At 36.1% G+C, this 14,633-nt stretch carries 12 protein-coding genes and 2 pseudogenes; 6 read left to right on the forward strand and 8 right to left on the reverse strand.

Going from position 1 to position 14,633, the window contains the following annotated elements:
* Nucleotides 1-95, forward strand: a 95-nt coding sequence (locus tag FHL06_RS15095; protein ID WP_153384874.1) for an IS3 family transposase, incomplete at its 5' end; no start/stop codon positions are given.
* A 414-nt stretch (nt 96-509) separates the two neighbouring features.
* On the opposite strand, the pseudogene scrK reads toward FHL06_RS15095, so the two are convergent.
* The 5 genes and pseudogenes from scrK to FHL06_RS03575 form a co-directional block, all read right to left on the reverse strand.
* Nucleotides 510-1,382: pseudogene (gene scrK / locus FHL06_RS03555) on the reverse strand (fructokinase ScrK).
* A 191-nt stretch (nt 1,383-1,573) separates the two neighbouring features.
* Nucleotides 1,574-2,050, reverse strand: a complete 477-nt coding sequence (locus FHL06_RS03560) for a nucleoside deaminase (protein WP_153384875.1) — start codon at nt 2,048-2,050, stop codon at nt 1,574-1,576.
* A 96-nt stretch (nt 2,051-2,146) separates the two neighbouring features.
* The gene (locus FHL06_RS03565) at nt 2,147-3,754 is read right to left on the reverse strand and encodes a polysaccharide biosynthesis protein (protein ID WP_153384876.1); all 1,608 of its coding nucleotides are present in this window, start codon (nt 3,752-3,754) and stop codon (nt 2,147-2,149) included.
* A gap of 49 nt (nt 3,755-3,803) precedes the next feature.
* A pseudogene (locus tag FHL06_RS03570) lies at nt 3,804-4,176 on the reverse strand (DUF1304 domain-containing protein).
* 101 nt (nt 4,177-4,277) lie between these two features.
* Nucleotides 4,278-4,589 (reverse strand): nucleoside triphosphate pyrophosphohydrolase, encoded by a 312-nt coding sequence (locus FHL06_RS03575; protein WP_153384877.1) that lies wholly within the window; start codon nt 4,587-4,589, stop codon nt 4,278-4,280.
* A gap of 285 nt (nt 4,590-4,874) precedes the next feature.
* On the opposite strand from FHL06_RS03575, the gene FHL06_RS03580 reads away from it, so the two are divergent.
* The 3 genes from FHL06_RS03580 to FHL06_RS03590 all read left to right on the forward strand — a co-directional run bounded on the left by FHL06_RS03580 (nt 4,875) and on the right by FHL06_RS03590 (nt 7,281).
* Nucleotides 4,875-5,093 carry a hypothetical protein gene (locus FHL06_RS03580; RefSeq protein WP_153384878.1) on the forward strand — a complete coding sequence of 73 codons (219 nt, stop codon included), beginning with the start codon at nt 4,875-4,877 and terminating at the stop codon, nt 5,091-5,093.
* Nucleotides 5,094-5,219: 126 nt separating this feature from the next.
* Entirely contained in the window at nt 5,220-6,698 is a 1,479-nt protein-coding gene (gene guaB, locus FHL06_RS03585) for an IMP dehydrogenase (RefSeq protein ID WP_153384879.1), read from the forward strand.
* Between the two features lie 262 nt (nt 6,699-6,960).
* Nucleotides 6,961-7,281: a DUF898 family protein gene (locus tag FHL06_RS03590; RefSeq protein WP_153384973.1), complete on the forward strand. Its 321-nt coding sequence runs from the start codon at nt 6,961-6,963 to the stop codon at nt 7,279-7,281.
* Here the strand turns inward: FHL06_RS03590 and FHL06_RS03595 are convergent.
* On the reverse strand, nt 7,278-8,669 hold the full coding sequence (locus FHL06_RS03595) for an amino acid permease (RefSeq protein WP_153384880.1): 1,392 nt from the start codon (nt 8,667-8,669) through the stop codon (nt 7,278-7,280). The genes FHL06_RS03590 and FHL06_RS03595 overlap by 4 nt on opposite strands.
* A gap of 163 nt (nt 8,670-8,832) precedes the next feature.
* On the opposite strand from FHL06_RS03595, the gene FHL06_RS03600 reads away from it, so the two are divergent.
* Nucleotides 8,833-10,008 (forward strand): MalY/PatB family protein, encoded by a 1,176-nt coding sequence (locus FHL06_RS03600; protein ID WP_153384881.1) that lies wholly within the window; start codon nt 8,833-8,835, stop codon nt 10,006-10,008.
* Between the two features lie 237 nt (nt 10,009-10,245).
* Here FHL06_RS03600 and FHL06_RS03605 read toward each other — a convergent pair whose 3' ends face one another.
* Nucleotides 10,246-11,184, reverse strand: a complete 939-nt coding sequence (locus FHL06_RS03605) for an AEC family transporter (RefSeq protein ID WP_153384974.1) — start codon at nt 11,182-11,184, stop codon at nt 10,246-10,248.
* Nucleotides 11,185-11,393: 209 nt separating this feature from the next.
* Between FHL06_RS03605 and FHL06_RS03610 the strand changes: the two genes are divergently transcribed.
* The gene (locus FHL06_RS03610) at nt 11,394-12,809 is read left to right on the forward strand and encodes an NAD-dependent succinate-semialdehyde dehydrogenase (RefSeq protein WP_153384882.1); all 1,416 of its coding nucleotides are present in this window, start codon (nt 11,394-11,396) and stop codon (nt 12,807-12,809) included.
* Nucleotides 12,810-12,887: 78 nt separating this feature from the next.
* Here the strand turns inward: FHL06_RS03610 and FHL06_RS03615 are convergent, their stop codons facing one another.
* Nucleotides 12,888-14,312, reverse strand: coding sequence for an amino acid permease (locus FHL06_RS03615; protein ID WP_153384883.1), 1,425 nt, complete (start codon nt 14,310-14,312; stop codon nt 12,888-12,890).
* Nucleotides 14,313-14,633 lie beyond the last annotated feature (321 nt).

Raw genomic sequence — 14,633 nt, forward strand, 5'->3', positions numbered from 1 at the left:
ATGTATATTACTATAACAACAAAAGGATAAGGACAAAATTGGCCGGAAAGACACCGGTAGAATACCGGAATCTTTCCGACCAACTGATTGCCTAAAATAAACTCCAATTAATGGGGTTCACTTCATTCTCTCTTGGTTGATGATTTTATTTTTAAAAAAGCTCTCAACTTTTGGAGGTTATCCTTTGGTTGAGGGCTTTTTTGTTGTTTTATACGTTTAGTGCTTTTGGTGTTTTGCTGCTTTATAGTGGAAACGAGTTCCGTGGGGACAACTTCCTACACCTAAGGCTATTTCCCAAATCACTCGCAAGGTGCGCGAGCAATTCGTGAAATTGTCTTAGGCTCCGGAAGCTGACCGTCCCCACTGCACTCTCTAACTGAAACGAGTTCCGGTGGGGCAACTCATTGCGGCTAAGCCTATTTCCCAAATCACTCGCAAGGTGCGCGAGCAATTCGTGAAATTGTCTTAGTCCTCGTGAGCTGACCGCCCCACCTGCACTCTCTTTTTCTCTAATCCTGCAATTCTCTAATAGCCAAAGCAAAATCACCTAATGTTGCTGAGCCGTTGTCTTTGATTTCTGGCATTGTGATGTACTTATCTAATTCTGGTACTTCTACATAATCGTTTAGTAGTTCTTTGAATTGTGCTCGTACTTTGTCTAGGAATGGTTCGCTGACTACTCCACCACCGAAGACAATTTTGTCTGGTCTTAGGATCAATGTTACTTGAATAGCTGCTTAGGCTACGTAGTAGGCCATGATGTCCCAGGTGTGGTCTGTTAGTGGTACTTCTTTTCCTGGTTTGCCTAATCTAGCATCGAATGTAGGTCCGGCTACTAATCCTTCTAAACAATCGCCGTGATATGGGCAGATTCCCTTGAAGTCTAGGTCGTCAGGGTGACGTTTTAAGAATGTGTGTCCCATTTCTGGATGTCCAACATCTCCAACAAAGTCACCGTTAGAAATAGCACCAGCACCTACACCAGTACCGATTGTGTAATAAACTAATGAATCGATTTTTTCGTTAGATAACGTTGACATAACGTATTCGCCATAAGCTGAACCGTTAACATCAGTTGTCCAAAACATTGGTATATCAAAGTTTTCTTTCATCTTGCCGATGAAGTTTGTGTCTTTCCAACCTGGCTTTGGCGTTGACGTTATATAACCATACTTGGGTGAGTTCTTTCTTAATTCAATTGGTCCAAATGAAGCAATCCCTAAAGCCTCAATGTCGAATTTCTTAAAATAGTCAATTGCTTTTTGGATTGTTTCCTCAGGTGTTGTTGTTGGGAAATGTATGCTGTCCTTAATACGGTAATCCTCATCACCTACGGCGCAAACAAATTTAGTTCCACCTGCTTCAATGCTTCCTACTAACACGTTTATCTCTCCTTATCGGGTAATCGTTTTCAATGTTTTATACGATACTATTTTTTATTTTTGACGTCAAATATTTTTATATACAGTTTATACTAAATTCGTATTAAAGGCGATATAACAGTCTTGAAACGACCAAAAAAACCGTCCCAATTCATTAATGAATTGGACGGTTTTTAAAAAATAATTGAAAATTAGTAAACGGTACTGCTTTCATTTTCTTTAAAATCTTGAAAGGCTTTGATAGTTAAGTCACGATCGTGTTGTTCTAAATTTAAAGTTGATTTATCTGTTGAACCACTATCTAAAAATTTATACATAACGTCGTCACGGAATCCGATTTTATCAGCATCTTCAGGAGTATTGCCATAGTAACAAGTTTTAATATTTGACCAAATGATAGCACCTAAACACATAGGACAGGGGTAAGCGTTGGTATATAATTCGCAACCACTCAAATCGTGAGTTTTGAGTTTCTTGCAAGCCTTACGGATAGTCTGTATTTCACCATGGGCAGTAGGGTCATCATTGGATAAAACGCTGTTTTTACCTTGGGCCACAATCGTTCCATCTTTGACGATGACAGTTCCGAAGGGTCCGCCAATTTGAGTTCCAACATTTTTTTGAGCTTCATTAGCAGCAAGCCGCATGAATTTCTTATCGTATGCCATTAAAAGCGACCTCCAATCTTTTCTAAATTCAGTATAAAGCATAATGATGGTATAAAAAAAGAATTAAAAACTAAATAATTTTTAATTCTTTCCATATTAGTATATTTTTGTATCGCGAATTTCTTTCAATATTTTTAAAGAACCATCTTTGTAACTTAAGAAACCATAGACAAGGATTCCTAAGATACCACAGATAATAATTACAATGATAGCTCCGACTTTAGTTGCCTCAGAAATCACTTGGACAATTAATAAATTAGCAATTCCAACAACTACAAGCATGATTAAACCGTCGATAAAAATGCGGAATAATTTTTTGGCTAAGACTTTATCGATAATTTGGAACTGTTTATTCAATAATCTAAAGTCAAAATAACTCATAATTACAAAAGCAATCGTCGTTGCGACTACGGGTCCGTAAACGCCAAGCATCAAAGTCATTGGTAATTGCAAAATAATTTTTATCAAATAGGCAATGGCTAAGTAAATCATGGATTTTTTCATGTGGTTAGTTACTTGCAAGATATTTTCCAAAATCATAAATGAACAATAGAAGAAAGCTTCAAAACAAGAAACAATCAAAACTTTAGCTCCTAAAATACTTTGATTATAGAAAACAAAAGCTGTCCAAAGTTGGCGACTGATAGCGATGACACCAAATGTAGCTGGCAAAATAATAAAGATAGTAAATTGCATAATCTTACGCATGAAGTTTTGAACTTCTTTATTTTCAACCTTACGACTGACCATCGCTGATAATGCGGGAATAACTGAAGCAGAGACTGAAATGGCTAGAGAAACTAGCACCATGATGATTTTATTAGCTTGGAAGCCAAACATCGCATACAGATTATCGATGGTTTTTTGACTAGCATGTAAAATCAGCTGGTAAATCCAAGTAAAAGTAGTCTGATCGAACAATTGCAAAACGGTCATAATTGTATCGACTAGCAAAAAGGGAATAGCTGACTTTAGCATTGAACCAAAGTTGATATCTGATGCTGGAGCCACATTTTTTGGTGGCTTTATATCTTCAATTGTTGTTGAACGTCTGACTTTGACGCGAATCCAAAGCAAGAATAAGTAAGCTAAAGTGGCACCAATAAATGAAGCAAGAGTAGACTGATTAACAGCAGAAATATAATTACCCTTTTGTAAAATCATAATTGTATAAGTGGCATAAAGCATGTAAGCCACACGAGCAATTTGTTCAATAACTTGAGAAAAAGCTGAATATGAAATAAAAGCATAACCTTGAATATAGCCACGAAGAATTCCTAAAGCAGGAATAATCAACATTGCAATACTCAAATATTTAATAGGCGTTACGACGCGCATATCGCCTGCCGCTAGTACGATAGCAACATATTTTGCTCCAAAGAACATAACGGCAGCACAACCGATACCAACTAATGTCATGTAGAAAGTATATTTTTTAAAGAGCTTTTCACTTTGGTCGAATCGGCCTAAAGCATTGTGTGCTGCAACTTCTTTTGAAATTGCTGAAGGAATACCAGCAGTTGCGATGATTAAGAATAAATTGTAGATATTATAAACTTTACCGTACATCGCATTGGCAGCATAAACGGCAGCGGGTCCAATCCAGATATTCCAAGGAATAATATAGACGACAGCTAAAACTCTCGAAATTATTCCACTAATGGAAATCCAAAGTGAACTCTTTAGTAATGAATCTTTTTTCATTGTATTTTCCATTCTTTATAAAATTACTTATATTATAGAAGATTTAGGATTATTTAAAGAAAACAGCTACCAAAATCAAAGCGATTAAAGCAGGCAATCCTTGTAAAAAGAGAATCTTCTTTGAAGCTGTAAAGGCACCATAAAGGGCCACAAGAACGATGTAAAGCATCATAAGGATAAGAATAATTTTTTAGAGTTGAACCAGTAAAAAATAAGATCATTAACATTATTAAAACGCCAAAAAGGCCATTATAAATTCCTTGATTAGCAAGAGCAATTTGTGCGTGCTCTGATTTAACAAAGTCCAATGGCATATCAAAGGCTTTAGCTTGCATGTCAGGTTTAGCAAACATCTCTAAAAAGGCGATGCCGACATGTTCAACCGCAACCAATGCCACGATGAATAAGGTCAAAATTTGCATGATAATCTTCTTTCTGTGTAAAAGTATAAGATAATATTAAACTGTTTTGTTTTGTTGTACAAATTCAATTTCTGGATAAAAAAGAAGAATCATAAACAGATTTACGATTCTTCATTAGGTTTAATCATAACAAATTTTTTAGCAAATTTACCCTTTTGATTGATTTTAGCTTGTCTAAGACTGTCCATTTCTTCATACGTAATAGAAGCATCATCTAAAATAGCACGGATAACTTCCTCTAAATCCCCGAGTTCTTCGACTAAGTTAGCACGTGTAGCAGCAGTTTGAACTTCTTTAGCTTCTTCAATTATCTTTGTACGTAATATTACGCGATAATCTTCATTGGAAAGAACTTCGAACTGAGTATCGTCAGAAATAATATCCGGAATTTTATCCCGAACTAATTTTTTCATATTTAAATCCCCCCTAAAACGTCTGTAAAAAAGCTTACCATGAAGCTTCAAAACTGCCAAATCAAAACTAAAAAGCTATATGTTTGATAACAATAATATAGTCATGATATTATTATATCGAATAAAAAAATATAAAAAGTGTTGATTATTATGAACTTATCGGGGATTGTGATTGCGGAAATTTATGGCAGCATTTTGCTGCTCATAATAATTTTAATAATTATTATGTTATTTATAAATGACCTTATTCGTAAGAGGATGGTCTATGCTTGTCGAGCAACCCTAATGGATAAGGATAAGATAGTTCAAATTGCAGTTGATGAAAAAACAGCTGATTATTTAAAAAGCAATAGTAATCAAGAGCTTTATCGCGTCGATGATTTTATTTCCAAAGAAGACGATTTAATTCGTTATAAATTGTGTTTGAAGAAGCGTAGTTTTGATTTTTATCTCGAGAAAAAAGATTTTTGGAATTACAAGGTTGTAGCAATAAAAATGTATTAATAGGCTTGTCCTTAAAGGATAAGTCTTTTTATTTTCACAAACTTTTATTGACTATTGTAAAAAAATCGGCTATCATGTCTATAAATTTTATCTACCAACAGGTAAAAACAAACTAGGAGGAATATCATGTCGGCATGGGATACAAAATTTGATAAAAAGGGCTTCACGTTTGATGATGTTTTATTGATACCAGCGGAGAGTCACGTTTTACCGAATGAGGTAGATCTATCAGTTCAATTAGCAAAAAATATTAAATTAAACACTCCAATTTTGAGTGCAAGTATGGATACAGTTACCGAAGCACCAATGGCCATTGCAATGGCTCGTCAAGGTGGACTAGGTGTAATTCACAAGAACATGAGTATTGAACAACAAGCTGACGAGGTTTCCAAAGTTAAGCGTTCTGAAAACGGAGTAATCATTGATCCAATTTATTTAACAGCAGACGATGAAGTTAGCCAAGCTGAAAAGTTGATGTCAACTTATCACATCAGTGGCGTTCCTATCGTTACAAGCGTTGATGAATTAAAATTAGTCGGAATCATTACTAATAGAGATTTACGTTTCATTACAGATTATTCAGTAAAAATTGGTACCGTTATGACGAGTGAAGACTTGATAACAGCACCAGTTGGTACATCTTTGAAGGAAGCTGAGGAAATCCTTCAAGATCACAAAATCGAAAAGTTGCCATTGATCGATAAGAGCGGTCGTCTCGGTGGTTTAGTAACAATTAAAGATATTGAAAAAGTTAAAGAGTTCCCTAAGGCAGCTAAAGATAAGTATGGTCGTTTGCTCGTTGCTGCAGCTGTTGGTGTCACAAGCGATACCTTCGAACGTGCTGAAGCATTGTTAGATGCAGGTGCAGATGCAATTATCATCGATACAGCTCATGGTCACTCAGCTGGTGTTTTAAGAAAAATCAGTGAAATCAGAGCTAAGTTCCCAGAAGCAACTTTGATTGCCGGAAACGTAGCAACTGCTGAAGGTACTAAAGCCTTGTACGATGCTGGTGTTGATGTCGTTAAAGTTGGTATTGGACCTGGTTCAATTTGTACAACTAGAATCGTTGCCGGTGTCGGTGTTCCTCAATTGACAGCTGTTTATGATGCCGCAAGCGTGGCCCATGAATATGGCAAGACAATTATTGCTGATGGTGGTATCAAGTATTCAGGTGACATTGTTAAAGCTCTAGCAGGTGGTGGTAACGCCGTTATGCTTGGTTCAATGTTGGCCGGTACTGATGAAGCTCCTGGTCAATTTGAAATTTATCAAGGTCGTCGTTTCAAGACTTACCGTGGAATGGGTAGTTTGGCTGCCATGTCTCACGGTTCATCAGATCGTTACTTCCAAAGTGGAATTAACGAAGCAAACAAGTTAGTTCCAGAAGGTATCGAAGGTCGCGTTGCAGCCAAAGGTGCTGTTGGCGATGTGATTTACCAATTGCTTGGTGGCTTACGTTCAGGAATGGGATATGTTGGAGCACATAATCTTACAGAATTACAAGATGCTCAATTTATTCAAATTTCAAATGCTGGATTAAGAGAATCACATCCACATGACGTTACAATTACGAAAGAAGCACCTAACTATTCAGTTAAATAAGAATAAAAAAATGTCGATCAATTCTTGATCGGCATTTTTTGTTTTAACGATATTTAAATTTTTATTTTGATTGATAACTTGGTCCAAAACCTTATATATTCGGCATTTAATTAACTTATTAATGTTAGTAAATTAATTGAATTTAGTACATTTTCTAAAAGATAATTCTTGTATACTATCTCTACATTAAAAATTAGGGGATAGAAAAATGAATGAACGAGAAAATGTGATCTTTAGCGAGTTAGCGGCAAATTCTGATTCAATGGAAATGAAATATGGACGAGACTCTTTCTTTGATGGAAGTTTAATAGAATTAATTTTATTAGGAATCGGTTGCGGACTTATGACGTTTTTCAGTCTAGGTATCTTGTATCCGTGGGCCCTATGTTTGTTATTTGGATGGAAAATTGATCACACAGTTGTCGATGGTAAGAGAATGCACTTTTCTGGAAGTGCGATGGGACTGTTTGGCAACTGGATAAAATGGCTTGCTTTATCCATCGTAACGCTTGGTATTTATTCATTTTGGGTTTGCATCAAACTAGAAGATTGGAAGGCTAAAAATACTAGTTTTATTAATTAAGATTTTTCATTACTGTGGCGGAAGCTATAACCAAAGTAAATTATTAATCCTAGTATTGTCCAGCCAGCGTACATTTTCCAAGTGAAACTCTGCAATTGAGTCATTAAGTAAATGCAGGCAACAAAAGAAACTAATGGAAAAACAGGATAAAATGGCACTCGAAAGGCTGGTTTAAGGTCTTTAGTATTTTTGCTATGGCGTAAAAAGATAACACCAATTGAAGTTACGGCAAAAGCTAATAACGTCCCGATATTGACTAATTCAGTAATTTTTTCAATTGGTACGACCGCAGCAACTGTAGCTGCAACCAAGCCAACTAAAAAGGTACTACTAATTGGAACTCCTTGTTTACTGAGATTTTTAAATCTTTGTGGCAATAAGCCATCACGACTGAGTGAAAAGATCAAACGGGTTCCACCGTAAATTACGACTAACAACACTGTTGTCATACCCATGATGGCACCTAATGAAACGATGCCAGAGACCCAATTAAGATTAAGCAAATTTAGCGCGTGTGACACGGGGTCAGCCACATTAAGTTGTTTATAATTGACTGCTCCGACGAGAACCAAGGAAACTAATCCATATAAGATAGCAACAATTAAGAGTGAAGCTATGATTCCTATTGGCATGTTTCGTTTAGGATTTTTAACTTCCTCGCTGGCTGAAGAGACGACGTCAAAACCTAGAAAGGCATAAAAGGCCACGGCGGCACCTCGTCCGATTCCACCAACGCCAAATGGTAAAAATGGTTGATAATTCTTAGGCTTAACGTAAAAGACTGTTACGGCAATGAAGAGCAGGATAACAAAAATTTTGACGTAAACCATAATTGTATTAACCTTCATTGATTCATTTAAACCTTGCAACAAAAGGACTGTTGCAATCAAAACGATGATAAACGCAACTAAATCAAAGCGTCCACTTGGGTTTCCGGCTGTTCCAGAAGCTGACTGTAAAACTTTTGGTAAGGTAATTCCAAAGCCGGCTAAAAGGTTCCGAAAATAAGCTGACCAACTGACAGCTGTTGATGAAGCTGCGAATAAGTACTCTGAAATCAACGACCAACCGACGATCCATGCGATTATTTCGCCATAGACTGAATAAGAATAAGTATAAGCACTTCCAGCTAAGGGAATAGTGGAAGAGAATTCTGAATAACAAAAAGCAGCGCCGATACAGACTAAGGCTGCTAATAAATAAGTCAAAATAACCCCAGGGCCAGCATAATTTGCGGCAATGATACCTGGCGTGATGAAAATTCCTGAACCAACTATGACGCCGACACCCATGATGATTAGGTCTTTAGCGCTGAGAGTTCGATTGAGACTAGTTTGTTCGTTTTCTAAATCATGAACGATATCTTTTTTTCGAAAAAGTGATGGCATTTAATATACTCCAATCTAATACTTTTTATTATGGCATTTCAAAAGTTAAAAATACAGAGTCATTTCTAATGATATTATATTTATTTTAATATATAAGCTTACATTCACGAAATTTGCTGATTAGTGATAATATCGAAATGAATACGATTAAGAGGTGAAATGAATGAAGTATGATTTTGACAAGATAAATGACCGTCGCGATACCAATTCAAACAAGTGGAATGTTGAGGAAAATGAGTTGCCAATGTGGGTTGCTGACATGGACATTCAAACAGTTCCCGAAGTTATTGAAGCCATGCACAAGGATGTCGAACGTGGCATTTTTGGTTATCAATACGTCCCAGATGAATATTACCGCGCCGTGGCCAATTGGTACAGAACTGAGCACGATTTTTCGCCAAAGCTTGAATGGCTAGTTTTCAGTACTGGCGTTATGCCATCAATAGGTGCCATTTTGCGTCATATGACTGACGTTGGCGATAATGTCTTATTGCAAGAGCCTAATTATAATTCATTTTATAAGACGATTACAAATAATGGTCGTCACATTTTGAATAGTGAATTGACTTATAAAAATGGGACTTATGAAATCGACTGGGATGACTTGGAAAGTAAATTAGCTGATCCACAAACAACCGTTATGATTATTTGTAATCCTCATAATCCAACCGGCCATATCTGGGATAGCGATGTTTTAACCAGAATTGGTCGTTTGGCATGGAGATATAATGTCATGATTATTTCTGACGAAATTCATGGAGATTTGACGATGCCAGGTTATAACTATACGCCATTTGCTTCGTTGGATTCAGAAATTACTAACAATAGTATTTCTTTAGTTTCTCCAAGCAAGACTTTCAATTTGGCTGTTTTGCATGCTTCAACGATGATTATTCCTAATAAGGATGTTCGTGAAAAAGCTGCTCGTGCCGTTGCCATTGATGGTTCCAATGAACCTGGAGTTTTGGCCATCGATGCTTCAATAGCCGCTTACACTAAGGGAAGCGAATGGTTGCACGAATTACGTAAATATATTCAAGGCAATCGTGAGTATTTGGAAAAATTTGCTAAAGAAAATATTCCTGAAATCAAAGTTTTGCCAGCTCAAGCAACTTACTTAGCTTGGATTGACTGCAGCAAGTTGACTAATGAGTCAGATAAATTTAATCAATTTTTGAGAGATGAAACTGGTTTGTATCTAGCTGAAGGTACTAAGTATAAAGGTAATGGCAATCAATTCTTGAGAATTAATTTATCTACTCCTCGCAGCAACGTTGAAGATGGCGTTCAACGACTTAAAGAGGGAATCGAGAAGTTTATTCAAAAAGATTCTGAATAGGTTTTTGATTCAAATTTAGATATTGGTATAAAAAAAGTTGTCAGTTCAGATTTTGAACTGGCAACTTTTTTGATTTTTTTAATAAGATTGATGTGTCGCTTCTTTGCTTTATAGCGGAAACGAGCTACGTGGGGGCAACTCCTTGCGGTTAAGTCTAATATTTCTGTTGGCTGCTTCGCAACCAACTGAGATATTGGTCTTAATCCTCGGGAGCTGAGCGCCCCCACTTCGCTCTCTTTATTTAATAATCATCATAATAATAGGCACAACGATCAAACTCATCAAAGTAGTTTCTGTAACCATAATCGCGGCGTAATTTGAATCGGCGTGATAAAGTTTTGCAACTACTGGGGCATTAGTCATTACTGGCATGGCTGCTTGAACGATAAAGACTTGTCTCATCAATGGTGTTGAAGGGATGAATAAGAATAAGGCGGCCATTAATAATGTGGCACATAAAAATCTTCCAAAGAGAATAGCGATGTTGTCTTTGTGGAAGCTGATATTCTTTAATCCAGCATTAAAGATGGAAATTCCGATGAAGATCATCGATAAAGGAATCGTTAGGTTTCCTAAGTATTCAAAGTCCGACATTAAAAAGTTTGGTAGTTGAATATGTAAGATAACTAAAATCAATCCAATGATAAATCCTAATAATGGTGGCGAGAAGACTTTCTTTAAGGTGGTCTTTAACTTGAAGTGACCTTTGATTTCTCCATCCATTTGGATTAGGTAAGTTCCTAAAGTCCAAAAAAAGGTTGTATTAGCCATGTAATAAACTAAAACGTAAGGCAAACTCTTCTCGCCAAAAAGTGCCATGTTGACGGGCAATCCAACAAAGACGGTATTGGAGTTGAAGAACATTGAAGAGAACAATCCTTTATGTTTAGGATCAATCTTCAAAATTTTAATTAATAGAATTGAGACAAAAATCAAAATAGTCATTGAAATGACTGGAATTGCTAAATCAGGTAGCAATTTAATTAATTTTTTAGCCGTAAAATCCTTAGTAATAGTGGAAATCATATAAGCAGGCAAGGCAACTTGCGTAACTAATTTGGCAATTAAATTAGTTGCATTTTCAGAAAACCAGCCTAAATAACTCAAACCATAACCAACGGCAATCAAGCCGATGATGATGAGGATTCCCTGAATACTTGAGAAGAAAACACCCATGAAAAAAACACCCTTCATTTAATATTTATTCCCTATGGTACTCTTTTTTCACAAAGATTGGAAAGGTTGATTCAGCTATTTTCAAAAGAGGTGCGACCCACTTATTTAAGCGGATGAGTCTAAATGGTTTAAAAATAAGGTTCATTAAACTACAATTGACAACGAGGTAAGCGCTTTAATGTGTTTACTAATGATTGAGGAGGAACAAAATGGCTTATAAAACGATTAACCCTTATAATAATGAACTTGTGAAATCTTATCCTGATGCAACATCAGAAGAAATAGAACAGGCTTTAAGTACTGGAGATGCTCTTTATAAGAAGTGGAGAAATGAGCCAGTTGCTAGTCGTTCTGAGACTTTACATAAAATTGCTGATTTATTGAGAAAAAATGAGGATGAATTAGCTAAGATTGCCACGATCGATATGGGTAAGTTGATCAGTGAATCAAAAGGAGAAGTTGAATTGTGCGCTATGATTGCCGACTATTATGCTGACAATGGTGCTGATCTTTTGAAACCAACTCCTATTACAAGTCGTAATACTGGGGATGCTGAAGTAGTTAAAGAAGCAACCGGAGTTTTGATGATGGTTGAACCTTGGAATTTCCCATATTATCAAATTATGCGTGTCTTCGCACCAAACTTTATGGTTGGTAACCCAATGATTTTAAAGTACGCTTCTAATACACCAGGCTCTGCAGAAGCATTTGAAAAAATCGTTTCTGAAGCAGGAGCTCCAAAAGGCAGTTTGACTAATTTGTTTGCCAGTTATGATCAAGTTAGCGATATTATTGCCGATAAGAGAGTTCAAGGCGTTGCTTTGACAGGTTCAAAGCGTGGTGGCCAATCAGTTGCTGCTAATGCTGGTAAGAATTTGAAGAAGAATTCGATGGAATTAGGTGGTTCTGATGCCTTTGTCGTCTTATCAGATGCTGATATTGATAAGGCGGTTAACCTAGCATGGAGAGTTAGAATCTATAATGCTGGTCAAGTATGTACTTCTGCTAAGAGATTTATTGTCGCTGATAATCTCTATGATGAATTTTTGAAGAAATTAAAAGAAAATTTTGAAAAATTGACGCCAGGAGATCCAATGGATCCAAATACTACAATTGCTCCAATGAATTCTAAGCGTGCTAAGGAAAAGCTTCAAGGACAAATCGATAAAGCTGTTGAAGGCGGTGCCAAAATTTACTATGGCGACAAACCAATTGATTTGCCAGGTCAATTTTTAGAACCAACCATTTTGACAGATATTTCTAAGGATAATCCTGAATTTTACGATGAATTATTTGGACCAGTTGCTCAAGTCTTTAAAGTAAGTTCAGACCAAGAAGCTATTGATTTAGCTAATGACTCTGAATTAGGACTTGGTGGCACAGTTGTTTCTGGCGACCCACAACGTGGTAAGAGAGTTGCTGAAAAGATTGAAACAGGAATGGTCTTCGTCAATTCCTTCTTCATCTCTTTGCCAGAATTGCCATTTGGCGGTATCAAAGGTTCAGGTTATGGACGTGAAATGAGTGAATTAGGTTTGATGGCCTTTGTTAATGAGAAATTGATTGTCACAGCTCAAGAACCAGATTGGAATAATCCAGCTGGTGGTCTAGCAGTTTTTAAATAAAATTAATTAGAGCGTTATAACGAAAAAAGACATCTATCCAAGTTTTCAACTTAAACTTGGATAGATGTCTTTTATTTATTAATCTAATTCTTCTTCAGAGTCATCACTGACTTTTTCAGCTTTAGGTTCTTTTGCTTTGACTGATTTACGGTTCTTGACGAAGTAGACGATGGTCATAGCTATCAAGAAGACCACGCCAACTAGTAATGAAACAGTTGTTTCAGGGTTTAAAAACATGAAGACTAGGATAACCAATAATGCCGCAATCGATAAGTAATTACTGATTGGGTAAAATGGCATCTTGAATGGATGTTCAGCCATCTTATCTTTATTGATTTTTCTGAAACGTAGTTCACTGAATAAAATCACAAACCATGGAACCATTCCTGGTAGAACACTGGAACTATATACGATAACGAAAATATTACTTGATGTATGTAGGAGTGCTGGCAATGAATAGTTCAAAATCAAACCAATTAAGATACCAGTTGAAATTGCGATAACTGGAATATAAGGAACACTGTGTTTTGACAATTTTGTAAATGACTTAGGCAAATTCTTTTCGATACCTAATGTGTAGAGCATCCGGCTGGAACTGAAAATACCAGAATTACAGCCTGACATAGCAGCTGTCAACATAACGAAGTTAATGATTTCGGCTGCAAATGTAATACCAACTTTGGAAAATGTTTCAACGAATGGTGAACCGATCGTACCTAATTTGTTCCAAGGATAGATAGAAACGATAACAAAAATTGCTCCGATATAGAAAATCAAAATTCTACCAACGATTGAACGAATAGCTTTCACGATATTTTTTTGTGGATCTTCAGCTTCACCAGCTGTGATACCGATAACTTCAATACCTTGATAAGAAGCTACAACAATCGATAATGCAAAAATAAATCCTTTCAGACCACCAGTGAAAAATCCTCCGTTTGTCCAAAGATTGCTGATACCAACAGGGTTACCGTGGTTACCAAAACCAAAGACAATGACGAAAAATCCTAAAATGATCATCATAATAATAGTAAGAACTTTAATTAAGGCAAACCAAAATTCCAATTCACCATATGCTTTAACTGATGTCAAATTGGCTAAGCAAAGTGTTACAACAACAATAACACCTGCAATCCATTTTGGCATTGTGGGGAACCAGAATTCCAAATAAGTTCCCACGGCGATAACTTCACTGATACCAACGACTAAATATTGAAAAACATTACTCCAAGCTGTCAAATATCCAATCACCGGATGTAAATATTCGGTTGCATATTTGGCAAATGAACCGGTTGAAGGGTCCACATAAAGCATTTCCCCTAAAGCACGCATTACCATATAAAGAATTAGCCCAGCTAAAGCATAAGCCAATAAGACTGAAGGTCCGGTCCACTTGATGGTGGATGCAGAACCCATAAATAGACCGACTCCGATGGTTCCACCTAAAGCGATCATTTGCATTTGTCTTGAAGATAAACTTCGGCTTAATTTTTCTTTAGCCATATTAATCCCACCTTTTGTGTTCACAAGAAATGAACACTTGTTTTTTATTGATGGACTCTATCATACATCATGTTTGTGAAGTTGTCATATTTTTTTCCAAAATAATATGAAAATAAGAAATTAATATTATTATAATTAATAATTGAAATAAAAATAACTATTTTTTAAACCAATATAAATACACTTATATATATTTACAAATCGCTCTATAAATTGGATAATTGGTATATATGAGTAAAGGGAATTTTGGGATCTTTAAATAGTCATGCGAAATATAGGCCAAACTTTTAACTTATATTTCGCAATAATTTTTATGAGAAA

This window comes from Companilactobacillus halodurans (genome assembly GCF_009600985.1).
Lineage (GTDB): Bacteria > Bacillota > Bacilli > Lactobacillales > Lactobacillaceae > Companilactobacillus > Companilactobacillus halodurans.

Excerpts from the sequence above, each read along its gene's own strand:
- FHL06_RS03610 (WP_153384882.1), top strand. The coding sequence starts at position 11,394 with ATGGCTTATAAAACGATTAACCCTTATAATAATGAACTTGTGAAATCT.
- guaB (WP_153384879.1), top strand. The coding sequence starts at position 5,220 with ATGTCGGCATGGGATACAAAATTTGATAAAAAGGGCTTCACGTTTGAT.
- FHL06_RS03575 (WP_153384877.1), bottom strand. The coding sequence starts at position 4,589 with ATGAAAAAATTAGTTCGGGATAAAATTCCGGATATTATTTCTGACGAT.
- FHL06_RS03615 (WP_153384883.1), bottom strand. The coding sequence starts at position 14,312 with ATGGCTAAAGAAAAATTAAGCCGAAGTTTATCTTCAAGACAAATGCAA.
- FHL06_RS03605 (WP_153384974.1), bottom strand. The coding sequence starts at position 11,184 with ATGGGTGTTTTCTTCTCAAGTATTCAGGGAATCCTCATCATCATCGGC.
- FHL06_RS03580 (WP_153384878.1), top strand. The coding sequence starts at position 4,875 with ATGGATAAGGATAAGATAGTTCAAATTGCAGTTGATGAAAAAACAGCT.
- FHL06_RS03595 (WP_153384880.1), bottom strand. The coding sequence starts at position 8,669 with ATGCCATCACTTTTTCGAAAAAAAGATATCGTTCATGATTTAGAAAAC.
- FHL06_RS03565 (WP_153384876.1), bottom strand. The coding sequence starts at position 3,754 with ATGAAAAAAGATTCATTACTAAAGAGTTCACTTTGGATTTCCATTAGT.
- FHL06_RS03590 (WP_153384973.1), top strand. The coding sequence starts at position 6,961 with ATGGAAATGAAATATGGACGAGACTCTTTCTTTGATGGAAGTTTAATA.
- FHL06_RS03560 (WP_153384875.1), bottom strand. The coding sequence starts at position 2,050 with ATGGCATACGATAAGAAATTCATGCGGCTTGCTGCTAATGAAGCTCAA.
- FHL06_RS03600 (WP_153384881.1), top strand. The coding sequence starts at position 8,833 with ATGAAGTATGATTTTGACAAGATAAATGACCGTCGCGATACCAATTCA.